Raw genomic sequence first — 23365 nt, forward strand, 5'->3', positions numbered from 1 at the left:
GTTGAAGCCACCCTGCGGACGGCCACCGGAGCGGTGGTCGTCGCGGCGGGCGAACGGACGGCCACCACGGTCATCGCGGTTGAAGCCACCCTGCGGACGGTCACCGAAGGAACGGCCACCACGGTCATCGCGGTTGAAGCCACCCTGCGGACGGTCACCGAACGAACGGCCACCACGGTCATCGCGGTTGAAGCCACCCTGCGGACGGTCACCGAACGAACGGCCACCACGGTCGTCACGGTTGAAGCCACCACGGCCGCCACGGTCGCCGCCGCGGTCGTCACGGTTGAAGCCGCCACGCTCACGGTCGCCGAAGGAACGGCCACCACGGTCGCCGCGGTCACCACGGTCGTCACGGTTGAAGCCACCACGGCCGCCACGGTCGCCGCCGCGGTCACCACGGTCGCCGCGGTCGTCACGGTCCCGGTTGTAGGCGGGGCGCTCGGTGCGGGCCTCGCGGTAGGACGGGGCGCGCTCCTCGGTGACCGGCGCGGCCTCGCCGGCCGGCTGCTCGGCGGTCTCGGCGCCGGCCTCGGCGGCCTCGTCCGTCTCGACCTCGTCCTCGATGCCGAGCTCGGCACGCTCGCGGGCGGCACGGGAGGCCAGGCGGTCGGCCTCCTCGCGCAGCTCGGTGGCGCGGCGCTGGGCACGCTCCAGCTCACGGGTGAGCTCGGCGACCTCGCGCTCGGCGGCGCCGGCGATGCCGGACGCGCTCTCGGCCTGGACCTCGACGAGCGAGCGGGCACCGGTGATCTTGGCGACCTCGGCGTCGAAGGCGTGGTCGAGGATGTGGCGCGAGGCGTCGACGCCCGCGTCCTCCATCAGGCGGAACACGCCGCGACGCTGGTGCGGCAGCACCAGGGTGACGACGGTGCCGGAGCGGCCGGCGCGCGCGGTGCGGCCGGAGCGGTGCAGGTAGTCCTTGTGGTCACCGGCCGGGTCGACGTTCAGCACCAGGTCGATGCCGTCGACGTGGATGCCGCGGGCGGCGACGTCGGTGGCGACGACCACGTTGAGGTAGCCGTCCTTGAAGTCGCCGAGGACACGGGTACGGGCGCCCTGGGTCATGCCGCCGTGCAGCGCGTCGGCCTTCACACCGGCCTCCATCAGCTGCTGGGCGACCCGGTCCGCGCCCATCTGGGTGCGGACGAAGATGATGGTGCGGCCCTTACGAGCGGCGATCGCGTTGGTGATCGGCGCCTTGTCCTTGGGCTTCACGACCAGGATGTGGTGGGTCATGGTGGTGACCGCGCCGGCCGACGGGTCGACCTCGTGGGTGACCGGGTTCTTCAGGTAGCGCTTGACCAGGGTGTCGATCTCGTTCTCCAGGGTGGCGGAGAACAGCAGGCGCTGGCCGCCGGCCGGCACCAGGTCGAGGATCTCGGTGACCTCGGGCAGGAAGCCCATGTCGGCCATCTGGTCGGCCTCGTCGAGGACGGCGACCTCGACCTCGTCCATCTTCGCGGAGCCGCGGTTGATCAGGTCGCGCAGGCGGCCGGGGGTGGCGACCAGCACGTCGACGCCGCGCTCCAGCGCGTAGATCTGGTTGGACATCGAGGTACCGCCGCAGACCACCTTCAGGCGCAGGCCGAGCACCGAGCCGAACGGCTCCAGGGCGTCGGCGACCTGCATGGCCAGCTCACGGGTCGGGACCAGGATCAGGCCGCGCGGGTGCTTGGCCTTGGTGCGCTCGCCGCCCGCCAGGCGGGTCAGCAGCGGCAGGCCGAAGCTCAGGGTCTTGCCGGAGCCGGTGCGGCCGCGGCCGAGGACGTCCTTGCCGGCCAGCGCGTCCGGGATGGTCGCGGCCTGGATCGGGAACGGGGTGGTGACGCCGCGCTTGGCGAGCGCCCGGACGACCTCGTCGTGCAGACCCAGGTCACCGAAGGTGAGGGTCGGCTCGGCGTCCGCGGCGGCGTCCGCCTCGGAGTCGGCGTCGGTGTCGGTGTCGGTGTCGACCGCGGCGTCGGTGAGCTCGGCGAGCTCCGCGTCCAGCGTGTCGGTGTCGAGAGAATCGGTGTCGGCGGCGTCGGAGCCGTTCGCGGGCATGGCGAAGCGGGCGTCGTCAACGAGAGACATGCAAAACCTTCCGGAAGTGGCACGCGCCAAAGTCCGGGGGTCTGTTGGAAATACCGCCTCTATGCGGTCAGCCACGGATCGCCGGAACGCGCCAAGGGCGCTCAAAGGTGTGAGGAGCGCCAGCCAAATAGGATCAAACGAACGATCTACCACCATAGGGGAACCTACGGATCAGAGGCAAATCCCCTGGTGGGAGCCGTCGAACCAAGGCTCGACCGGCGTTCCCCCACTCGTCGGCGACTCCTCGCGACCGCTCAGTGACTTCTCAGTGACCGGACGGCAACTCGCTGGGCTCCGCGGACGCCCCGCTCGGGGTCGGCGAGGGCTTCGACGAGTGCGAGGGTTCGGCCGCGCTGGGCTGCGGGGTCGGCGAGGACGCGCTGCCGCCGCCGGTCGGGGTGGGTGCGGGCGTACCCGGCGCGGGCGGCGTGCCGGCCGGCGTCGCGGGGGTGCCGGCGTTCGAACCGGGCACCGGCACGGGAGCGCCCTGCACGCCGACGGCCGGCGGCGTCGGCCCGGGCGCGTGCCCGCCCGGCGACGGGACCGCGCCGGGCGAGGCCCCGTCGGCGCTCAGCGCGCCGCCGTGCTCACCGCGTCCGCCGCCCTGGTGTCCGCCCGCCCCGACCCCGGCCTTGAGGGTGGTCGCCGTGCCCGCACCGGTCGGCTTCACCCCGCCGGGCCCGGCCGGCGGGGTCGCCCCCACCGACATGCAGCCGCTCAGTCCGAACACGGCGATCGCCGCCATCGCCGCCCCTGCCGTCACCCGCCGCCGTGTCGAACCGACCGCCATCACCGAGCCACCTCCCGCACGGCCCGCCCGGGCCGCCATCCGTTCTCGGGTGCCCAACGCGCGTCCGCCCCACCGGGACACGGGCAACCGCCGACCAGCAGCCGCACACGCCGCCCGGGGGGCGCACCGGCGCGGATGGCCTGGCGCCGCGTCAACGAACCTCGGACAATGGGCTGGTGGAGATGACCAGGGACGAGTTCGAGGCGCTGGTGTCCGACGCGCTTGACCAGATTCCGTCGCAGCTCGCGGCGATGATGGACAACGTGGCGGTCTTCGTCGAGGACGAACCCGACCCCGCCACCCCCGAGCTGCTCGGCCTGTACGAGGGCATCCCGCTCACCGAACGCGGCGAGTGGTACGCCGGCGTCCTCCCCGACCGGATCCTGATCTACATGGGCCCGACCCTCCGTCACTGCGACTCCCGCGAGCAAGCCGTCGAGGAGGTCCGCATCACCGTCATCCACGAGGTGGCCCACCACTTCGGCTTCGACGACGACGAACTCCACGAGCTCGGCTGGTCCTGAACCACCCCCCGGAACACCCTCGGGGCAGCCCCCCGCAAACCCCGCCGCGCCGACCTCCGGAAACCGTTTTGGCGTTCCAGCCCGGCATCCCATATGCTTCTCGACGTCCCCGAACGCCGGAGAATCCGGCCGGAAGGGCCGCAAGCCCTCATCGTCTAGTGGCCCAGGACGCCGCCCTTTCAAGGCGGTAGCACGGGTTCGAATCCCGTTGGGGGTACGCAGTACCGTAGTAAGGTCCTGTGCGGAGCAATCCGCATGAGGTCCCGTGGAGCAGTTGGTTAGCTCGCCACCCTGTCAAGGTGGAGGTCGCGGGTTCAAGTCCCGTCGGGATCGCTCGTCTCGCAAGAGACGGTGCAGTACGGCCAGGTAGCTCAGTTGGTACGAGCGTCCGCCTGAAAAGCGGAAGGTCGCCGGTTCGACCCCGGCCCTGGCCACAGTAGGTGAAAGCCCCCGAGCGCATCGCGCTCGGGGGCTTTCGCGTGTGGTCGGACGGAGCAGGTCACCCGTCCATGTTCGAAGGAGCGTCGTTGTCCACCACGACCCTGTCCGGTCCCGCCGAGACCGGCACGAAGCAGCCGCACGCTCCCTCGACGCACATGCGCGTGCTGATCACCTGGCTCGCCGTCTACCCGTCGATCACCGCCGCCCAGCTGCTGCTCGCCCCGGCGCTGGGCGGTCTGGCGGTGCCGTTGCGGGTGCTGGTCATCACCGCCGTGGTGGTCCCCGCCGTGGTCTACCTGTTCGTTCCGGGGCTGCTGAAGGTCCGGGCGGCGCTGCTGCGGCGGCGCGCCCGCTGATCGGCGCCGCCCGCCGATCAGCGCCGCAGCGCCTTGCGGGTGTTGCGGACGCTCAGGTGGGCGCGTTGGACGGTGGAGAGGGCGTGCAGCCGGCCGGCCACCGTGAGGCGGTACTTGAGGCGCAGGAACGGCGGGAGCGCGGCCAGGTGCTCCGGGCCGATGGCGCTGAGCAGCCGGGTGACGTGCCGGTGGTAGGCGTGCCGGTAGTCGCGGTCGCCGTCGGGGACGGTCCAGAAGAACATCGGGACCTCCTCGACCAGGGTGTTGTGGTCGTAGGCCCGCAGGTGTTCGCGGTAGACGGGTTCTGGCCGGTCCAGCAGCCAGCCGCGGACGAGTTCGATGGACCGCACCCGGTCGGCCAGGCCGCGCGGGTCGGTGCGGCGCTGGGTGATGGAGCGGTCGCCGTCCTCGCGGATCCGCCAGTGGTAGACGGGTTCGGACAGTACGTCGACGCTCTTCGCCAGGAAGTGGTGCGGGACGCTGACGGGGGCGTCCTCGTACAGCATGCCTTCGGGGTACTCCAGGCCGGCCGCGGTGTAGAAGGAGCGGCGGTAGACCTTGTTCCAGGCGGTCCGGTCGGTGACCAGCGACGGCAACTCGCTGATGTGGGTGCGCAGTCGGGTCTCGGCGAACGGCCGGCGGTGGACGTGCGAGGGTTCGAGTCCGGTGGTCCGCAGCCGCAGCGCGTTGCCGGCGGCGAAGTCGGAGCCGGTCTCGTCGAGGGTGCTGACCATCAGCCGGTAGGCGTGCGCGGGCAGCGTGTCGTCGCTGTCGACGAAGGCCAGGTACTCGGTGCCGGGCGCGAGGTGCCGCACGCCGGTGTTGCGGGCCGCGCCGAGGCCCTTGTTGGTCTGCCGGACCAGGCGGAAGCGCGGGTCGCGGACGGTGTACTGCTCGGCGATGTCGGCGCTGGTGTCGGTGGAGCCGTCGTCCACCAGAACGCATTCGAAGTCGGTGAAGCTCTGGGCGGCGATCGAGTCCAGGCATTCGGCGAGGTAGCGCTCGACGTTGTACACCGGGACGACGACGGACAGTCGGGGGGCCATCGGCTGCGCGGCCTTTCGGGCAGGGCGCGCCCGAGTGGTGCTGGCGGACGGGCGCCGGGCGAGGACGCGGGGAGCGTATCGGCCCTGAACAGCCGTGTCGAGAACGGAAGGTGACGCAGCGGCAGCGGAACGGCGACGTCCGGTTGTCGGGCCTCGAACGGGAGCCCGGCCACGGTACGGACGAGCGCCGCTGCCCACCCCCGTGGGGCAACGGCGCCCGAACATCAGGGTGCCGATCCTGCCGATCCGGGCCACTCTCTGTCAACTATCGTGGATTGCAGAGTGACGAACGAGCCCCCCGGAGCGGCCTGTCCCCACGATTTCGGCACGGCTCCCTCAACGATCGTGCAGCGCTGGGCAGTCGAGGGGATACGCCCGGGGGTACGGACCCTCTATGATCCGGCTCATGCCCACGGACTCCTCCCGCGCCGAAGCACCGGACTTCGCCAGCCGCTTCCGGCGTCTGATAGCGGTGATCTACCCCAAGGAACTCGGCCGGCCCTGGCGGGACTCCGAGATCGCCGACGGCACCGGGCTGAGCGGCACGTACATCGGCAACCTGCGCAAGGGCACCCAGAAGCCGAGCCTGGAGAACGCCGTCCGGATCGCCAAGTTCTTCGGTGTCCCGCTGGACTACTTCTCCGACTCCGAGACCGCCGGCGCGGTCGAGCGCGACCTGCGCCGGATCGAGGCGCTGCGCGACGCCCGGGTCGAGCGGATCGCGATGCGGGCGGCCGGCCTGCCGCCGGAGATGCAGGACGCCGCACTCACTATTGTGGAGCAGTTGCGGCGGGCGGTCGGCCTGCCCGCCGGCCAGTCCGACGAGGCCGGACCAATGGCGTGACGGAGCGTCAGCAGGTGCCGCTGGGACACTGGCGGCTGCCGGAAGGGGTCGACGTGCGGGGTGTGGGGAGCGGGCTCGGGCGGACCCGCCGCCGGATGCGGGCGGTCACGCGCGATCTGCGCCTGCCGCCGCTGAGCGGCGTGGAGGAGCTGTGCCACGCGGTCTCCGCACACCTGGACCGGCCGATCCGGATCACCGCGCGCCGGATGCGGGTCGGTGAGCCGTCCGGTTTCGTGGAGCGGCTGTCGGCCGAGGACGTGATCCACGTCGAGCAGGAGACCTCCGGGCTGCACCGCGCGCACATCGTCTGCCACGAGCTGGCGCACCTGCTGTGCGGGCACCTGAGCGAGCCGCCGTCGCCGGACGAGGACCCGACGCTGGTCGAACTCTCCACCATCGACCCGGAGATGCTCCGCCTGGTGCTCGGCCGCTCGCACTACGACGACGCGGCCGAGGAGGAGGCCGAGGTGCTGGGCGCCGAGCTGATGCGCCTGCTGGTGCTCGCCCCGGGCGCGGGCACCACCTCGCAGCTGGCTCCCGCGCTGGAGCACCGCAAGGGACAGCATGTCTGAACTGCCGTACAACCTGGCTTACTTGGGCATCGGCGGAATTGCCTGGGTGGTGGCCGGGACGAAGCTCCGGGCCTGGCGGCGCGACCCGTCCTTCGGCCTGCTGGTGGTGGCCCTGGCGGTCGCCTCGCCGTCCACCTCGTTCCTGCTGGCCTCCCCGCTGCTGTACCGGGCGATCGGGCGCCTCACCGGCGTCGGCAACCTGGCCACCCTGCTGGTCTACCTGGGCATCGTCGGCTTCTCCGCCGGCGCGGTGGTCCTCGCCTCGGTGTGGGCGCCGCCGGAGGAACGGGCCGGCGACCAGGTGTGGGCGCCGCTGGACGGCCGGCTGCGGCAGCGGGTGCGTCGGCGCACCGCGGTGTTCGCGGCGCTGGTGCCGGTGCTGGTGGCGCTGTTCCTGATCGGCGGCCCGTACCGGCCCGAGACACCGCTGACCTTCGACACCACGTTCGCGCCGCGCACCGCCACCGCCCTGTTCCTCGGGCTCTACCAGGGCCTGTACGCCTACGCGTTGATCGACATCGGCCGGGTCTGCCTCGGCCACGCCGCCCGGCTGCCCGCGGGCTGGCTGCGTCGCGGCATCCGGCTGCTGGCGGCCGGCGCGCTCACCGCCTGCGGCTACGTGGTGTGCAAGATCGCGGCGATCGCCCTGGCGTACGCCGGGGTCGGGGGCGTGGAGTGGCTGAGCACCGCGCTCGGCCCGGCGTTCGCGACGCTCGGCGCGGTCGGCATCACGATGGGCTTCGCGGGCCCGGCGGGCGCCGCCTGGAACCGCCGCCGCCACGACTTCCGCGCCCTGCGCCCGCTGTGGGACCTGGTCTACCGGGCGGACCGCCGACTCGCCCTGGAGGGCCCGCCGTCGCCCGCCTGGCGCGAGCGCGCCGCGCTGCGCGACCTGGAGTGGCGCACCACCCGGCGCGGACTGGAGATCCGCGACGGGCAGTTGACGCTCCGTCCGTGGATCGACCCGGCGAAGGTCCGCGACGCCGAGCGGCTCGCCGAGCGGGCCGAACTGGGCCCGGACGAGCGGGACGCGCTGGTGGTCGCCGCCGCGCTGCGCTCCGCGGTGGGCGCGCTGGCCGCCGGCGCGGTGCCGCGTCCGCGCGAGGAGCAGCCGGTGCTGCCCGGCCTGGACGCCGACCCGGCCGAGGAGCGGGCGCACCTGGTGCTGGTCGCCTCGTACCTGCAGTCCCCGCTGCTGGAGCGGGCGTTGGTCGAGCAGTCGTGACGGCCGGGGCACCCCGGGACGCGTTCGCCGCGCTGGTGCTGCACCGTGCCCCGCAGCGGGCCCGGATCGGTCTGACGCTCGGCTTCGTGCGCACCTTCGCCGTCCCGGAGATCGCCGAAGTGCTGTCCGGCACCGGCAAGTTGGCTTCGGCGCCGAAGGCCAGGGCGAAGGCGACGGGCGTGATGATGTTCGCGCTGATCGGCCACGGGGTGGACAGCGAGCCGGGCCGGGCGATCGTCGCGGAGCTCGCCGCGATGCACCGACTGCCGGGCGTGGACGCCGAGTTGATGCAGTACGTGCTGGCCTGCTTCACCGTCTGCCCGGTGGAGTTCACGGCCCGCAACGGCGGCGTGACGGCCGCCGAGCGGGAGGCCGCGTTCGCCTTCCAGGCCGCGCTGGCCCGGGCCCTGGAGCTGCCGCCGCTGCCCGGCCCGGACCTGGCGCGGATCGCCGGCTGGATGCGGGAGTTCGAGGCGGCCCGGTTCGCCCCCAGCCCGGCCGGCCAGGCCCTCTGGCAGGCCGTGTCCGGCCTGTTCGCGGCCCGCCTCCCCGGCCCCCTGGCCCGCCACGCCCCGGCCTTCGCCACCGCCCTCCTGGACGCCCCCCTCCGGGCCGCCTTCAACACCCCCCGCCCCGCCTGGCCCCTCCGCGCAGCCGCCGCCGTCGCATTCCGCCTGACCCGCTGACGGGCCGGCGGGGTCAGCGGCGCCCGTGCACCCGGCGGTGGCTCCAGACCAGCAGGCCGAGCAGGATCAGCCCGGACAGCATCAGGCTCAGGCCGGTCGCCCAGCCCGCCAGCGGCAGGGTCGGCACCACGGCTGCGAGGACGCCCGCACCGATCAGCCCGAAGCCGGCCAGCAGCGAACCGGCGATCCGCCAGCGCGAGGCGACGCTCGCCTCCATGCCCTCCATGGCCTTGGTCCGCACCGGCTCGACGTACCGGGAGAGCGCCGGGATCGCCCGGGCCAGCAGCACCAAGCCGGCCAGCAGGAGCAGCGTGCCCGGCCCGGGCAGCACCAGCAGCACCAGGCCGACCGAGATCAGCGCGATCCCCGCGGCCCCGAGGGCCACCCGGGCCACCGGGTGGACGTTGCCCGGGTCCGCTTCGAATTCCGGCTGCTGGTATTCGCTCATCACTCCAGCGTAACCGGGGCGCCGAAGGAACCGGCGGGACCGCTCAGGGTCTGGTGAGCGCCTCGATGCTGTGCCCGTCCGGGTCCTTCACGTACACGCCGCGGCCGCCGTTCCAGTGGTTGATCCGGCCGGCCTGCTGGGAGAACGGGTCGGCCCAGTAGGTCAGGTCCTGCGCCCGGATCCGGCCGAGGATCGCGTCGAACTCGTCCTCGGAGACCAGGAAGGCGTAGTGCTGCGGGGCGATCGGCCCGGCCGCGGTCATCACGTCGAGCGTCACGCGGTTGCCCAACTGCACGGCGAGGAAAGGCTCGTGGACCTCGGCCTCGGGCAGGCCGAGCAGTTCGGTCAGGAAGCCGGCGGTGACCTTGCGGTCACGGGCGGCCACGATGGTGTGGTTGAGCTCTATGGGCATGGTGCACGGCCTCTCGTCGAGGAGCGGAGCGATCTCACGCACCACCGACCGTAAGACTTCAAGCGCCCTTCAGGTCAATAGCCGCTGACCTGCGACGTTTCCCCGCCAACGACACAGGGCCCGACCGGGGCGGGCAACTCCCGATCGGGCCCTGCGAGATGACTGTCCGTCAGTCCACGCCGTTGCGGCGGTACGGCTGGTACGCGGAGCCGCCGTGGAAGTACGGGTAGGGGATCTCCCGGGAGACCATGCCCGCGTCGCCGCTGTCCTCGATGCCGATGTAGCGGGTGTGGGCGGCGTCCACCCAGCCTCCGAACAGCACCGTGTGGTCGTTGGCGATCATCGCGTCGCCCGGCTGCAGGTCGTTCTTGCCGATGTGGTGCGACACGCTGCTCGCCATCAGGCCGTGGGTGTCCAGGCCGGGGCCGGAGAGGCCCCAGGCGCAGGACACCAGGCCCGAGCAGTCCACCCGGTAGCCGTTGGTGACGGCGCCCTGGCTGTAGCCGAGCTTGTGCTCGGCGCGCTCCAGTGCGCGTTCCACCATGGCCCGGCGCTCCGCCGACAGGCCTTCCAGGTTGGGCCTGGCCTTCACGCCGAGGCCTTCGCCGTTCTTCTTGTGCTTCTTGTTGGACCAGGAGTCCCAGCCACTGCCGTTGATGATCTTGGTGTTCCAGTCACCGGTCGACTTGTCCTTGAACTTCGGACCGTCGTGCTTCCCACCGGGACCGCCGGACGGAGTGCCCGTGCCGCCGCCACCGCTGTCGGGGCGGGTGCCGGGCGACTTCGGCTGCGGGTGGCTTCCGCCGCCACCACCGCCACCACCACCGCTGCCGCCGCCGGGCACGCCGTCGATGCCGGTGCTCGGCGACTTCGGCTGCTCGTGGCCACCGCCACCACCGCCCCCGCCGCCCGAACCGCCGCCCGAGCCGCCGCCGGGCACGCCGTCGATGCCGGTGCTCGGCGACGCCGGCTTGTCCTGGCCGCCCTGGCCGGGCTTGCTGATGTCGCGCTCGATCTGCTTCTCGATCTCGGCGTACCGGGCGATCAGCTTCTTGATCTTCGCCGCGTCCTGGGCCAGCTCCTTGGTGAGCGTCTCCTTGGTCTTCATCAGCGCGTCGGCCTTGTGCTTGATGTCGGCGACGTCCTTGGTGACGTCCGACAGCACCGAGGCCGCGCCGACGATCCCCAGAATGCCGCCGGAGAACACATCGGTGGCCGCCGCCTTGGCGACGGTCTCCTTGATGTGCCCGACCTGCTTGGTCATCTCCGCCATGCGCTGGTTGAGCTGCTCGAAGTCGCGCTGGATCTTCAGCAGCTCCTCCGGCTTGAAACCGAACATGTTCCCCGTCATCGAAGGACGCCCCCTCGTTCTTCGCCCGCGGAATCCCCCGGGACGATCTCCACCGTCCGAACGCGGTTCACTGCCCGCGGAATCACAGCACGTTGGCGAGGCGCTTCACCGAGTCGCCGAGCTGGTTGAGCTCGTCCGCGACCCCGTTCAGCTCCCGCACCCGGCCCTGGGCGTGCGCGGTGAACGCGTCCGCCGCCGCGCCGTGCCAGGACATGTGCGACAGCAGCGAGTTGACTTCCCCGCCCAACTGCTCGACCTGCTTGGCCATCTCGGCCAGCTCCTGCGCGATCTTGTTCAGCTCGGCGTCGGCGTCGCCGAACATCTTGCCGAGCGCCCAGTGCGCGATCTCGGCGGGCGCCATGACGAGGTCCTTGCCGACCTTGACGACGTCGCCGGCCAGGTCTCCCAGATCGTCCAGAAAGCCCATCAGAACTCCCCCTGTTCCCCGTTAAAACGTTCTACCCCAGGCTAGTCAGTACCGCGTTCGAGGGAAACGGGTGGGTCCCGGCGATTGGCCGCGGCCGGCCTCCGGGCGGTGTTCGCGGTCCGGCGGCCGGGCCTGTGACACTGGGAGCTCGAAAGAAAAAACCGAGGTGCGCCCCGGCCCCGACGCTATGCAACCTAGAGGGATGCCCGCAGTGAGTTCTCCCGTAGCCCCGCAGCCCGCCCCCACGCTCGCGGAGCTGGCCGCCCGGCTACCCGGCCTGATGCTCCGCGACTCGCAGCGCCTGGGCCGGCGCCTTGAGGGCATCCGCAAGGTCCGGTCGGACGAGGCCCGGCAGAAGGCCATGGCGGAGCTGGCCGCCGACTTCGACCGTTCCGAACTGCGGGTGACCGACCGCCGGGCGGCGGTTCCCGAGATCCGCTACCCGCAGGAACTGCCGGTGGCACAGAAGAAGGACGAGATCCTGGCCGCCGTCCGCGACCACCAGGTGGTGATCGTCGCGGGCGAGACCGGCTCCGGCAAGACCACCCAGATCCCGAAGATCTGCCTGGAGCTCGGCCGCGGTGTGCAGGGCCTGATCGGTCACACCCAGCCCCGCCGGATCGCCGCCCGCACGGTCGCCGAGCGCGTCGCCGAGGAGCTGAACACCCCGCTCGGCGAGGCCGTCGGCTGGAAGGTCCGGTTCACCGACCAGGCCGGCCAGGACACCCTGGTGAAGCTGATGACGGACGGCATCCTGCTGGCCGAGATCCAGACCGACCGGGACCTGCGCCAGTACGACACCCTGATCATCGACGAGGCGCACGAGCGCAGCCTGAACATCGACTTCCTGCTCGGCTACCTCAAGCAGCTGCTCCCCCGCCGCCCCGACCTCAAGGTGATCATCACCTCGGCCACCATCGACCCGGAACGTTTCGCCGAGCACTTCGACGGCGCCCCGATCGTCGAGGTCTCCGGCCGGACGTATCCCGTCGAGGTCCGTTATCGCCCGATCATCGACGACAGTGATGCCGATGAGGATGCAGACACCGCGCTGGATCGCGACCGCGACCAGATCCAGGGCATCTGCGACGCGGTCGAGGAGCTCCAGGCCGAGGGCCCGGGCGACATCCTGGTCTTCCTCTCCGGCGAGCGCGAGATCCGCGACACCGCCGACGCGCTGACCAAGCTGAGACTGAAGTTCACCGAGATCCTGCCGCTGTACGCCCGGCTCTCCTCCGCCGAGCAGCACAAGGTCTTCCAGCGGTCCTCGCAGCGCCGCGTGGTGCTGGCCACCAACGTCGCCGAGACCTCGCTGACCGTCCCCGGCATCAAGTACGTGATCGACCCGGGCACCGCCCGGATCTCCCGCTACAGCCACCGCACCAAGGTCCAGCGGCTGCCGATCGAGGCGGTCAGCCAGGCCAGCGCCAACCAGCGCAAGGGCCGCTGCGGCCGTACCTCGGACGGCATCTGCATCCGCCTGTACTCGGAGGAGGACTTCCTCTCCCGCCCCGAGTTCACCGACCCGGAGATCCTCCGCACCAACCTCGCCTCCGTCATCCTGCAGATGACCGCGGCGGGCCTCGGCGACATCGCCGCCTTCCCGTTCCTCGACCCGCCGGACTCCCGCAACATCAAGGACGGCGTCAACCTGCTGCACGAGCTGGGCGCCCTCGACCCGACCGAGAAGGACCACCGCAAGCGCCTGACCCCGCTGGGCCGCAAGCTCGCCCAGCTCCCGGTCGACCCGCGGATGGCCCGCATGGTGCTGGAGGCCGACCGCCTCGGCTGCGTCCGCGACGTCATGGTGATCGCCTCCGCGCTGTCCATCCAGGACCCGCGCGAGCGCCCCGCGGAGAAGCGCCAGGCCGCCGACGAGCGCCACCGCCGCTTCCACTCGGAGACCTCCGACTTCCTCTCCTACCTGGCGATGTGGCGCTACGTCAGGGAGCAGCAGAAGGAGCTGTCCTCCTCCGCGTTCCGCCGGATGTGCAAGTCCGAGTTCCTCAACTACCTGCGGATACGGGAGTGGCAGGACGTCTACGTCCAGCTGCGCACCATCGCCAAGCAGCTGGGCGTCACCATCGACGAGCCGCATGACGACGCTGAGCCGGACGCCGACCGGATCCACCAGGCGCTGCTCGCCGGCCTGCTCTCCCACCTCGGCCTGTTCGACGTGGAGAAGCGCGAGTACGCGGGCGCCCGCGGCGCCAGGTTCGCGGTGTTCCCGGGTTCGGGGCTGTTCAAGAAGCCGCCGCGCTGGGTGATGTCGGCCGAGCTGGTGGAGACCTCCCGGCTGTGGGCCCGGATCAACGCGAAGATCGAGCCGGAGTGGGTGGAGCCGCTCGCCCCGCACCTGATCAAGCGCACCTACAGCGAGCCGCACTGGGAGAAGAAGGCCGGCGCGGTGCTGGCCTACGAGAAGGTCACCCTGTACGGCCTGCCGATCGTCGCCCAGCGCAAGATCAACTATGGCCGCGTCGAGCCGGAGCTGTGCCGCGAGCTGTTCATCCGCTCCGCCCTGGTGGAGGGCGACTGGGAGACCCACCACCGGTTCTTCGCCGACAACCGCCAGCTGCTCGACGAGGTCGAGGAGCTGGAGAACCGCGCCCGCCGCCGGGACATCCTGGTGGACGACCAGACCCTGTTCGACTTCTACGACGCCCGCCTGCCCGAGGACGTCGTCTCCGCCCGGCACTTCGACGCCTGGTGGAAGAAGACCCGCCGCGACCAGCCCGACCTGCTCAACTTCGAGAAGTCGATGCTGATCAACGACTCGGCGGACGGCGTCACCGAGGCCGACTACCCGGACGTCTGGCAGCAGGGCAAGCTGCGCTTCCCGCTGACGTACCAGTTCGAGCCGGGCAGCGACGCGGACGGCGTGACGGTGCACATCCCGCTCGCGGTCCTCAACCAGGTGGTCGCGGACGGCTTCGACTGGCAGATCCCGGGCCTGCGCGAGGAGTTGGTCACCGCCTGGATCCGCTCGCTGCCGAAGGCGATCCGCCGCAACTTCGTGCCCGCCCCGGACTACGCCCGGGCCGCGATGCGCGAACTCACCGACCGGCAGGAGCCGTTGCTGCCGACCCTGGAGCGGGTGCTGCACCGGATGTCGGGCCTGCCGATCCCGCCGGAGTCCTGGGACGACGAGCGGATCCCGGACCACCTGAAGGTCACCTTCCGGGTGGTGGACGGCAAGCGGAAGCTCGCCGAGTCCAAGGACCTGGAGGAGCTCCGCCAGAGCCTGCGCCCGAAGCTGTCCGCGACGCTGTCCGATGCCGCGTCCGGCCGCGGCATCGAGCGCACCGGCCTGACCGCCTGGCCGGCCGATCTGCCGCTCCTGCAGCGCACGTTCGAGCAGCGCACCCGCGGCCACTCGCTGCGCGCCTACCCGGCGCTGGTGGACGAGGGTCCGACGGTCGGCATCAAGCTGTTCGACACCCAGGAGGCCCAGCAGCGCGCGATGTGGGCGGGCACCCGCCGGCTGCTGATGCTGCAGATCAACTCGCCCGCCAAGTCGATCCAGGGCCGCCTGGGCAACCAGGCGAAGCTGGCGCTGTCGTACAACCCGCACGGTTCGATCCCGGCGCTGTTCGAGGACGTCGTGGCGGCCGCCACCGACCGGCTGATGGCCCGGGCGGGCGGCGTGGTCTGGGAGTCGGAGGCGTTCACGGCGCTGTACGACAAGGTCCGGGCGGACCTTTACGAGCTGTCGGCGGACACCACCCTGAAGACCGCGTCGGCGCTGATCGCCTTCCACAAGGCGTCGAGCCGGCTGAAGTCGGTGTCCAGCCCGGTGCTGCTGTCCGCGGTGAACGACGTCCGCCTGCACCTGGCGTCGCTGGTGCACCCGGGCTTCGTCACGGACACCGGCTGGCAGCGCCTGGGCGACCTGAAGCGCTACCTGATCGCGGTGGACCGCCGCCTGGAGGCGCTGCCCGACCATCCGCAGCGCGACCTGCAGAACCTGTTGAAGGTGCAGGCGGTGCAGCAGGCGTACGGCGAGCTGCTGGCGAAGGTGCCGGCCGGCCGGGAGCCGTCGGAGGAGATCAAGGCCGTCCGCTGGATGATCGAGGAGTTGCGGGTGAGCTTCTTCGCGCAGGGTCTGGGCACCCCGACGCCGGTTTCCGAGAAGCGCATCCTGAAGGCGATGGAGGCTGCCGCGGCGACCCTCTGAGGCCCGGCAGGAGCCGGTTCGACCTGGGGGGTCGCCATGCAGTACGATCTGTCTTGTTCGCAAGCGAGAGCAGAGCGGACAAGGATCAGATCACTGGTCCCGTGGAGCAGTTGGTTAGCTCGCCACCCTGTCAAGGTGGAGGTCGCGGGTTCAAGTCCCGTCGGGATCGCAGGAGCGTAGGGCCCGGAACTTCGAGTTCCGGGCCCTATCGCGTTTCCCTGACGGGCACAAGATAACGGTGCTGTGATCACCGTCACTGACGCCCTTTCGGAAGAGGACTTCCCGGACATCCCCGCAAAGGGCCCTGATTTAATATGTAAAATTGTACTGTCATTACCGGGAATTCCCCCCTCCCCCTTCCGCCCCGCGGGAATCCGGCATTCCGGGTCCGGACATGCCGAAGGGCCGCACCCCCGACCCGGCGGAGTCGGAGAAGCGGCCCTCAGGACTGCCGAGCGCCTTTCCCGACCCGGCGGAGTCGGGGCGTGCGCCCGGGGGAAGAACGGGGTATCAGACCTCGGTGCGCTGGGCCGGAATACCGGCCAGCAGGGCACGCACCTCCGCCTCGCGGTAGCGGCGGTGGCCGCCGAGAGTCCGAATCGACGTGAGCTTGCCGGCCTTGGCCCAGCGGGTCACCGTCTTCGGGTCCACGCGGAACATGGTGGCGACCTCTGCCGGCGTCAGCAGAGGCTCGGCGTCAGGGGTACGAGCGGTCATGAGCGGCCTCCTCGGGAGAACCGAACCAGGGCGGTTCTATCCTTCAAATTCTGCACCTTGACCCGCGATGCCCGAAATGGCACAGACGGGCCGAGTCGGTTATAGGACGAACGGCTTGTCCTGGTGTCTACAACTACACCATCCGTCCAGCCCTATCGGCCAAACCGTCAAAATTGACCCCTCACGGGTTCAAGGGCGACGGATGGCCATGGACCATCCCATAGCGGACAGTCACCCACCGGTGACGTCCGGTCACGGTGCGGCACGCCCGAGTGAGCTTGGGTTGGTTGTCCCATTTTGGCATATAGGTCTGAGATGGCGTCAACGGTGAGTAGTGTCACGTTTCTCAGGTATTGACCCGATCTGGGACCATGGTCCCAAAAACCCTCCCAATGGTATGGACCATCCTCTCCCGTCGCACGGACATTCGACCAGAGGGCATTTTCTGACGCCCCCTCAGCTCCATTGAGCCTCCCCCGTCACCGGGCGGATCACGCTCAGGACGACTGCCTGAGCGCCAGAACCCGCCGCCAGCGGGTCGACAGCGCCTCGTAGCGGCGCAGTGCCTCCGCCGGGTCCCCGGCCCGCAGGGCGGCCAGGCCCTCGGCGAGTTCGCCCACCGAGTGCTCCCCGGCCGCCGCGCGCGGGCCCAGCAGCTGCACCAGGCCGCCGTAGTCGAGTTCGACCACCGAGCGCGGGTGGAACTCCTCCAGCCAGCGCCCGACCTCCTCCGCCCCCTCGGCCAGGGCCGCGCCGGCCGCCTTCTCGCGCAGCGCCCGATAGGCCCGGGCCACCCGGCGGCGGGCCTGCACCATCGGCGTCAGGTAGAACAGCGCGGCGGGCTCCGGCCGTTCGCCGTCCCCGGCGGAGCCGTACTCGCCGGCCGGCAGGTGGTGGCGGTCCTCCTCGCCGAACGCCAGGAACCAGTGCAGCGGCACCTCCCAGCGGCTGGAGCGGATCCACGGCCGGGCGTCGGGGTGGTCCTGCTGCCAGCGCGTCCGGGAGGCCTCGGCGGCGTCGCGCAGCGGCGGCGGCAGCACGGTGTCCACCAGGTGGGCGGGCAGCGTCCGGTGCAGCTCCTGGAGGGCCAGCCAGCCGCGCAGCCGGGTCGTCCACGGGCAGATGTAGGTGACGCCGTCCGCGATCCGCACGTAGGCCTGCCCGTCCTCCTGCTCGGGCAGCGGACGGGGCGTCAGGGCCGCCAGCGCTGCCAGGGCGGCGCGCTGCTCGACGAGGGCGGCGCCGGTCACCGGCCGGCCCGGCCCGTCGGCGTCGGGGCCGTGGGCGGCGGCGTAGGCCTGCCAGCGGGCCCGGTCCGGCTCGGGGTAGGCGGCCAGCGGCTCGTAGACCCGCAGCTGCGCGGTGTACGGCGGGAGCACGGAGGTGCGCGGGGCGGTCACGCTCCGCATCGTCGCACGGGCCTCAGGGACGCGTCAGGGTGTCGTGGAGAAGGCTTCGATCGTTATCGCTCGGGGCCCGTCCGGGGGCAGATTCGAAGGCAGCCCCGGAGCTAGGCTTCGACCAGACGCCCGCCCCACCGTCGCGGGCCATCATTTGCTGGAGTCACCACCGTGACCGACGTACACACCACGCACCCCGTACCAGGCGTGCTGGGCCGAGTCTTCGGCACCGGCCAGGAGGGCGACGGGCACGAGCAGGTCGTGCTCTGCCACGACCGTTCCACCGGGCTCAAGGCGATCATCGCGATCCACTCCACCGCCCTCGGCCCGGCCCTCGGCGGCACCCGGTTCTTCCCGTACGCGAGCGAGGAGGAGGCGCTGACCGACGCGCTGAACCTCTCCCGCGGAATGAGCTACAAGAACGCCCTCGCCGGGCTCGACCTCGGCGGCGGCAAGGCCGTGATCATCGGCGACCCGAACAAGGACAAGAACGAGGCGATGCTGCGCGCCTACGGGCGCTTCGTGCAGTCCCTGCGCGGCCGCTACATCACCGCCTGCGACGTGGGCACCTACGTCCAGGACATGGACGTGATCGCCCGGGAGACCGAGTTCGTCACCGGCCGCTCGCCCGAGCACGGCGGCGCCGGCGACTCCTCGGTGCTGACCTCCTTCGGCGTCTTCCAGGGCATGCGCGCCTCCGCCCAGGCCCGCTGGGGCCAGCCGACGCTGCGCGGCAAGCGGGTCGGCGTGGCGGGTGTCGGCAAGGTCGGGCACTACCTGGTCGGCCACCTGGTCGCGGACGGCGCCACCGTGGTCGTCACCGACGTGTCCGAGACCGCCGTGAACCGCGTCCGGGCCGCCCACCCGGAGGTCGAGGTGGTGGCCGACACCGCCGCCCTGCTCGCCTCCGACCTGGACGTGTACGCCCCGTGCGCGCTCGGCGGCGCGCTCACCGACGAGACGGTGGGGGCGCTCGGCGCGGCCGGCACCTCGATCGTCTGCGGCGCGGCCAACAACCAGCTCGCCCACCCGGGTGTGGAGAAGGACCTCGCCGACCGCGGCATCCTGTACGCGCCCGACTACCTGGTGAACTCCGGTGGCGTGATCCAGGTCGCCGACGAGATCGAGGGCTTCAACTTCGACCGGGCGAAGAACAAGGCCACGAAGATCTTCGACACCACGCTGGAGATCTTCACCCGGGCCGCCTCCGACGGCATCCCGCCGGCGGTCGCCGCCGACCGGCTCGCCGAGAAGCGGATGCGGGAGATCAGCGCGCTGCGCTCGATCCTGCTGCCGGCCGCCCGCCGGGGCTGACCGCGACCGCTCGGATGCGCGGGGCCGGCGCCCCCGGCCCCGCGCATCACGATGTGGAACCGGATTCTCAGTCTGTCCCCCGAACGGGCGATACCGCGCCTCCTTCGGGGGATAATCTCTGCAGGAACGACGGGACCGGCCTCGCGCCGGACAGCCTGCGAAAGCCCCGAAATTCCCCTCTGACCTGGGCGGACCTGGTTCGAGGGGGCTTGGGTGCGCGCCACGTCACACCGGCGACGTACCGTCCGGCGGCGGAAACAGGTACCGTTAATGCTCCAAGGGACGGTTTCCCACTTCGGGCAGGCCGGACCTGATCATCAACACGTGTCAGACTCGGGGCCGTGAGCCCCACCGTTGAGGGGGTCGACCCATGGGGCGCGGCCGGGCCAAGGCCAAGCAGACGAAGGTCGCCCGCGAGCTGAAGTACAACAGCGGCGGGTTCGACGCTAACCGTCTGTCTCACGAGCTGGGTGTACCTCCGTCCACCGCGATCGAGCCTGAGCCGATCGAGGACGACGACGAGGACGACCCCTACGCGGCGTACGCCGACATGTACGACGACGATGACGACGACGACGAGGACACCCCTCCGGCTCGTCGCCGCGCGTAACGTTCTTCGACCGGGCCGGTCCGGGCGCTCCCTGTGGGTGCCGGGCCGGTTTTCGGCGTACCTGTCGGCAGCGCGGACAATCGCATGACCGTACGAGAAAGGCCCCGCCGGTGGCGGGGCCCTTCAGCGTGTCCGGATCAGAACGCCTCGTAGGCGTTGTACAGCGTCGCGCCGCCGTCGTGCTCGGCGTCGCGCTCGACCACGTCGCCGAGCAGCCAGGCCTCGACGCCGCGGTCCTCCAGGACCGACAGCACCACGTCGACCGACTCCGGCGGGACGACGGCGACCATGCCGACGCCCATGTTGAGGGTCTTCTCGATCTCCAGGGTCTGCATGGCGCCGACCTTGGCCACGGTCTGGAACACCGGCAGCGGCGACCAGGTGCCGCGGTCCAGGCGGGCGTGCAGGTGGTCCGGGATCACCCGGGCCAGGTTGGCGGCCAGGCCACCACCGGTGACGTGCGAGAAGGCGTGGATCTCGGTGGCGCGGGTGAGCGCCAGGCAGTCCAGGGTGTAGATCCGGGTCGGCTCCAGCAGCTCCTCGCCGAGGGTGCGGCCGAACTCCTCGACCTGGCGGTCGAGCTTCCAGCCGGCCTGGTTCAGCAGCACGTGCCGGACCAGCGAGTAGCCGTTGGAGTGCAGGCCGGAGGCGGCCATGGCGATCACCACGTCGCCCGCGCGGACCCGGTCCGCGCCGAGCAGCGCGTCGGCCTCGACCACGCCGGTGCCGGCACCCGCGACGTCGTACTCGTCGGGGCCGAGCAGGCCCGGGTGCTCGGCCGTCTCGCCGCCGATCAGCGAGCAGCCGGCCAGCGTGCAGCCCTCGGCGATGCCCTTGACGATGGCCGCGACCCGCTCCGGGACGACCTTGCCGACGCAGATGTAGTCGGTCATGAACAGCGGCTCGGCGCCGCAGACCACCAGGTCGTCGACGACCATGCCGACCAGGTCGTGGCCGATGGTGTCGTGCTTGTCCATCGCCTGGGCGATGGCCACCTTGGTGCCCACACCGTCGGTGGCGGAGGCCAGCAGCGGGCGCTCGTAGCGCTTGAAGGCGGAGGCGTCGAACAGTCCGGCGAAGCCGCCCAGGCCGCCCAGCACCTCGGGACGGTTGGTCTTCTTCACCCACTGCTTCATCAGCTCGACGGCACGGTCGCCGGCCTCGATGTCGACACCCGCGGCGGCGTAGGTCGCCCCGGTCTCGTTGCTGGTCACCTGGTGTGGCCCTTTCGAAGTGGTGGTGCTGCCTCCCCCGGCCGGAGCCGGGATGGGGTGCCCCCGGCCCGTGCCGGGGGCGGTGCGCAGGACTACGGGCGTCGCAGCGCGTCCGCCGCGCCGGCGCCGCCCAGCAGCGACTGCACGCCGTCGAGGTCGGTCTGCTTGCCGCGGACCGGCTGCTGCTGCTTGGCCTGGCCGCCCGCGATCTCCGCTTCCAGCAGCAGCTTGCCGAGCAGCGCCGGGTCCGGCAGCTCCATCGGGTACTCGCCGTCGAAGCAGGCCCGGCAGAGCTTGTCCTTGGGCTGCTTGGTGGCCTCGATCATCCCGTCGATGGAGATGTAGGCCAGCGAGTCGGCACCCAGCGAGCGGCCGATCTCGTCGACCGAGAGGCCGTTGGCGATCAGCTCGGCGCGGGTGGCGAAGTCGATGCCGAAGAAGCACGGCCACTTCACCGGCGGCGAGGAGATCCGGATGTGGACCTCGGCCGCTCCGGCCTCGCGGAGCATCCGGACCAGGGCGCGCTGGGTGTTGCCGCGGACGATCGAGTCGTCCACGACCACCAGGCGCTTGCCCCGGATGACCTCGCGCAGCGGGTTCAGCTTGAGCCGGATGCCCAGCTGGCGGATGGTCTGGTTGGGCTGGATGAAGGTACGGCCGACGTAGGCGTTCTTCACCAGGCCGGAGCCGAACGGGATGCCGCTGGCCTCGGCGTAGCCGATCGCGGCGGGGGTGCCGGATTCGGGAGTCGCTATCACCAGGTCGGCGTCGGCCGGGGCCTCGGCGGCCAGCTTGCGGCCCATCTCCACCCGGGACAGGTGCACGTTGCGCCCGGCGATGGTGGTGTCCGGGCGGGCCAGGTACACGTACTCGAAGATGCAGCCCTTGGGCTTGGCCTCGGCGAAGCGCGAGGTGCGCATGCCGTTCTCGTCGATGGCGATCAGCTCGCCGGGCTCCACCTCGCGGATGAAGCTGGCGCCGACGATGTCGAGGGCGGAGGTCTCGGAGGCGACCACCCAGCCGCGCTCGATCCGGCCGAGCACCAGCGGGCGGATGCCCTGCGGGTCACGGGCGGCGTAGAGCGTGTGCTCGTCCATGAAGACCAGCGAGAAGGCGCCCTTGACGCCCGGCAGCACCTGCTGTGCGGCCTCTTCGATGGTCAGGTCGGGGTGGCCGGCCAGCAGAGCGGTCAGCAGATCGGTGTCGTTGGTCGCCGCGGTCCGCCCGGAGCGGGAGACGTGCTCCTCGCCGGGCAGTTCGGCGACCTTCGCCGCGAGTTCCGCGGTGTTCACCAGGTTTCCGTTGTGGCCGAGGGCCAGCGAACCGTTGGCGGTCGCCCGGAAGGTCGGCTGGGCGTTCTCCCAGACCGAGGACCCGGTGGTCGAGTAGCGGGCATGTCCGACGGCGATATGCCCGTGCAGCGACCCCAGGGAGGTCTCGTCGAAGACCTGGGACACGAGTCCCATGTCCTTGAAGACGAGAATCTGGGAGCCGTTGCTCACTGCAATGCCCGCGGATTCCTGTCCGCGGTGCTGCAGGGCATAGAGGCCGAAGTACGTGAGCTTTGCGACCTCCTCGCCGGGAGCCCAGACACCGAAGACGCCGCAAGCGTCCTGGGGGCCTTTCTCGCCGGGAAGAAGATCGTGGTTGAGTCGTCCGTCACCACGTGGCACGTCTCCGAGTCTAGGGCAGATGGCGGGAACGCCCTGATGGCAGCCTCGCGGTACGCGCGTAGACCTCGGCCCTTACCAGGTCTTCCGCGTTCGGGTGGCCGGCTTCACGCCCTTGTCATCAGGCCTTCGCACGGTGGCCGGACGGCCCGGACGGGCCTGCGCTGTGAGCCTGCTCACCCGGCGGGCAGCAGCAGCCGCCAGGAGTCCGGGCGGACCGTCCAGGTGCGGTGGCGGACCGGGCCGACCGGGCAGCCGTCCGCCTCGTAGCCGAAGCTGCGGCCGGCCACGGTGAGCCGGTCGGCGCGCAGGCGGTGCGGGCTGCCGTCCAGGTCGAGGGCGAGTTCCATGACGCCGTCGGCCACCGCGACCCGCAGATGGCGGACCCGCTGGTGGACGTCGGCCAGCAGGTGGCCGTCGGCTTCGATGCGCAGTTCCTCGGTTCCGGAGGGGCTCGCCTGCTCGGCCGCAGCCAGTTTCGCCCATAGCGAACGCCAGCCACCCGTTCGGCCCTGCCTCGGGCCGGTGAAACGGACCTCGGAGAGCACCACTCCGCCGCCGTCGTCGAGCAGCAGTCCGAGTCGGCGGGCGCTGCCCGCCAGCACCGTCCGGGCGGCCGCCACCGGCTCGGCCGGCACGCCCAGCATGCGGGCGGTCGCGGTGGCCACCGGGCCCCCGACCGGGACCAGGCCGACCGGGTCGGCATCCAACTCCCGCTGCCGGTGCAGGGCCTGCAACACCCGCTGCAGCGCCTGGTCGGAGCCGATCACCACGGCGCGCCTTCTGCCCCGATGCGCGAGCACCCGGTCCAACTCGGACGGGCTCTCCGGCAGGGTGACCTTCACGTCGGCGCCGCCGCACAGCACATCCTTGGCGATCCGCACCGATTCGCCGTCCGCCTGCCTGGCCGACGGGTCCAGCACCACCAGGAGCGGCCCGGCCCCCTCGGCGTCCGCGGGGCGGGATACGGGCGTGGACAGCGACGACACGACCGGTCCTTCCTCAGGTAATCTCTCGGTGCAAGAGCCCCTTGCGCCATTGCGCCAGGGGCTTGGTCCATCTCGG

21 protein-coding genes and 4 tRNA genes are annotated in these 23365 nt (G+C 71.4%); 13 read left to right on the top strand and 12 right to left on the bottom strand.

The annotated features are described in order from the left end of the window. Window positions 1-2076 (bottom strand): DEAD/DEAH box helicase (locus AMK19_RS30110; protein WP_073817768.1); only part of this gene is annotated, 2076 nt, incomplete at its 3' end. 265 nt (window positions 2077-2341) lie between these two features. Beyond that, entirely contained in the window at window positions 2342-2866 is a 525-nt protein-coding gene (locus AMK19_RS30115; RefSeq protein WP_143200472.1) for a hypothetical protein, read from the bottom strand. A 173-nt stretch (window positions 2867-3039) separates the two neighbouring features. Between AMK19_RS30115 and AMK19_RS30120 the strand changes: the two genes are divergently transcribed. From AMK19_RS30120 to AMK19_RS30140, 5 genes are all read left to right on the top strand, one after another. Then, window positions 3040-3390: a metallopeptidase family protein gene (locus AMK19_RS30120; RefSeq protein WP_073818057.1), complete on the top strand. Its 351-nt coding sequence runs from the start codon at window positions 3040-3042 to the stop codon at window positions 3388-3390. Between the two features lie 144 nt (window positions 3391-3534). Then, window positions 3535-3607 (top strand) — tRNA-Glu (locus tag AMK19_RS30125). Between the two features lie 42 nt (window positions 3608-3649). Then, window positions 3650-3723 (top strand) — tRNA-Asp (locus AMK19_RS30130). A 27-nt stretch (window positions 3724-3750) separates the two neighbouring features. Then, a tRNA-Phe gene (locus AMK19_RS30135) sits at window positions 3751-3824 on the top strand. 93 nt (window positions 3825-3917) lie between these two features. After that, entirely contained in the window at window positions 3918-4187 is a 270-nt protein-coding gene (locus tag AMK19_RS30140) for a hypothetical protein (RefSeq protein WP_073817775.1), read from the top strand. A 17-nt stretch (window positions 4188-4204) separates the two neighbouring features. On the opposite strand, the gene AMK19_RS30145 is transcribed toward AMK19_RS30140, so the two are convergent. Beyond that, window positions 4205-5233 (bottom strand): glycosyltransferase family 2 protein, encoded by a 1029-nt coding sequence (locus AMK19_RS30145; protein WP_073817779.1) that lies wholly within the window; start codon window positions 5231-5233, stop codon window positions 4205-4207. A 406-nt stretch (window positions 5234-5639) separates the two neighbouring features. Between AMK19_RS30145 and AMK19_RS30150 the strand changes: the two genes are divergently transcribed. From AMK19_RS30150 to AMK19_RS35580, 4 genes are read left to right on the top strand one after another with little or no spacing between them, the layout of a single operon-like run. Beyond that, window positions 5640-6077 (top strand): helix-turn-helix domain-containing protein, encoded by a 438-nt coding sequence (locus AMK19_RS30150; RefSeq protein WP_073818059.1) that lies wholly within the window; start codon window positions 5640-5642, stop codon window positions 6075-6077. Then, entirely contained in the window at window positions 6074-6649 is a 576-nt protein-coding gene (locus AMK19_RS30155; protein ID WP_143200474.1) for a hypothetical protein, read from the top strand. Before AMK19_RS30150 ends, AMK19_RS30155 begins: the two co-directional genes overlap by 4 nt. Continuing rightward, window positions 6642-7874: an MAB_1171c family putative transporter gene (locus tag AMK19_RS35575; RefSeq protein WP_143200475.1), complete on the top strand. Its 1233-nt coding sequence runs from the start codon at window positions 6642-6644 to the stop codon at window positions 7872-7874. The genes AMK19_RS30155 and AMK19_RS35575 overlap by 8 nt, the downstream gene beginning before the upstream one ends. Further along, on the top strand, window positions 7871-8560 hold the full coding sequence (locus AMK19_RS35580) for an oxygenase MpaB family protein (RefSeq protein ID WP_143200476.1): 690 nt from the start codon (window positions 7871-7873) through the stop codon (window positions 8558-8560). Before AMK19_RS35575 ends, AMK19_RS35580 begins: the two co-directional genes overlap by 4 nt. A 13-nt stretch (window positions 8561-8573) precedes the next feature. On the opposite strand, the gene AMK19_RS30165 is transcribed toward AMK19_RS35580, so the two are convergent. From AMK19_RS30165 to AMK19_RS30180, 4 genes are all read right to left on the bottom strand, one after another. Further along, window positions 8574-9008 carry a PGPGW domain-containing protein gene (locus tag AMK19_RS30165; protein ID WP_073817785.1) on the bottom strand — a complete coding sequence of 145 codons (435 nt, stop codon included), beginning with the start codon at window positions 9006-9008 and terminating at the stop codon, window positions 8574-8576. 43 nt (window positions 9009-9051) lie between these two features. Continuing rightward, entirely contained in the window at window positions 9052-9420 is a 369-nt protein-coding gene (locus tag AMK19_RS30170; protein ID WP_073817788.1) for a VOC family protein, read from the bottom strand. Window positions 9421-9589: 169 nt separating this feature from the next. Further along, entirely contained in the window at window positions 9590-10771 is a 1182-nt protein-coding gene (locus AMK19_RS38315; RefSeq protein WP_158071963.1) for a hypothetical protein, read from the bottom strand. 82 nt (window positions 10772-10853) lie between these two features. Then, window positions 10854-11198: a WXG100 family type VII secretion target gene (locus AMK19_RS30180; protein WP_073817796.1), complete on the bottom strand. Its 345-nt coding sequence runs from the start codon at window positions 11196-11198 to the stop codon at window positions 10854-10856. A gap of 202 nt (window positions 11199-11400) precedes the next feature. Between AMK19_RS30180 and hrpA the strand changes: the two genes are divergently transcribed. Together hrpA and AMK19_RS30190 are read left to right on the top strand one after the other, a co-directional pair. Further along, window positions 11401-15375 (top strand): ATP-dependent RNA helicase HrpA, encoded by a 3975-nt coding sequence (gene hrpA / locus AMK19_RS30185; protein WP_073817799.1) that lies wholly within the window; start codon window positions 11401-11403, stop codon window positions 15373-15375. A gap of 95 nt (window positions 15376-15470) precedes the next feature. Then, a tRNA-Asp gene (locus AMK19_RS30190) sits at window positions 15471-15544 on the top strand. 341 nt (window positions 15545-15885) lie between these two features. On the opposite strand, the gene bldC is transcribed toward AMK19_RS30190, so the two are convergent. Next, window positions 15886-16092 (bottom strand): developmental transcriptional regulator BldC, encoded by a 207-nt coding sequence (gene bldC, locus AMK19_RS30195; RefSeq protein ID WP_030459248.1) that lies wholly within the window; start codon window positions 16090-16092, stop codon window positions 15886-15888. A 497-nt stretch (window positions 16093-16589) separates the two neighbouring features. Then, on the bottom strand, window positions 16590-17492 hold the full coding sequence (locus AMK19_RS30200; protein WP_241844656.1) for a hypothetical protein: 903 nt from the start codon (window positions 17490-17492) through the stop codon (window positions 16590-16592). Between the two features lie 171 nt (window positions 17493-17663). Here AMK19_RS30200 and AMK19_RS30205 point away from each other — a divergent pair, with 171 nt between their 5' ends. Both AMK19_RS30205 and AMK19_RS30210 read left to right on the top strand, forming a co-directional pair. Next, complete coding sequence (locus tag AMK19_RS30205; protein WP_073817806.1) at window positions 17664-18806, top strand: Glu/Leu/Phe/Val dehydrogenase dimerization domain-containing protein; 1143 nt, start codon at window positions 17664-17666, stop codon at window positions 18804-18806. Between the two features lie 370 nt (window positions 18807-19176). Further along, the gene (locus AMK19_RS30210) at window positions 19177-19416 is read left to right on the top strand and encodes a DUF3073 domain-containing protein (RefSeq protein WP_073817809.1); all 240 of its coding nucleotides are present in this window, start codon (window positions 19177-19179) and stop codon (window positions 19414-19416) included. A gap of 137 nt (window positions 19417-19553) precedes the next feature. Here AMK19_RS30210 and purM read toward each other — a convergent pair whose 3' ends face one another. The 3 genes from purM to AMK19_RS30225 all read right to left on the bottom strand — a co-directional run bounded on the left by purM (window position 19554) and on the right by AMK19_RS30225 (window position 23289). Further along, window positions 19554-20630 carry a phosphoribosylformylglycinamidine cyclo-ligase gene (purM, locus tag AMK19_RS30215; protein WP_073817812.1) on the bottom strand — a complete coding sequence of 359 codons (1077 nt, stop codon included), beginning with the start codon at window positions 20628-20630 and terminating at the stop codon, window positions 19554-19556. Between the two features lie 92 nt (window positions 20631-20722). Then, a complete protein-coding gene (gene purF, locus AMK19_RS30220; RefSeq protein WP_073817816.1) occupies window positions 20723-22303 on the bottom strand; it encodes an amidophosphoribosyltransferase in 1581 nt (526 codons plus the stop codon). Between the two features lie 173 nt (window positions 22304-22476). Continuing rightward, the gene (locus AMK19_RS30225; RefSeq protein WP_241844657.1) at window positions 22477-23289 is read right to left on the bottom strand and encodes a diacylglycerol kinase; all 813 of its coding nucleotides are present in this window, start codon (window positions 23287-23289) and stop codon (window positions 22477-22479) included. Between the last annotated feature and the right edge of the window lie 76 nt (window positions 23290-23365).

Source organism: Kitasatospora sp. CB01950 (genome assembly GCF_001905465.1).
Taxonomy (GTDB): domain Bacteria; phylum Actinomycetota; class Actinomycetes; order Streptomycetales; family Streptomycetaceae; genus Kitasatospora.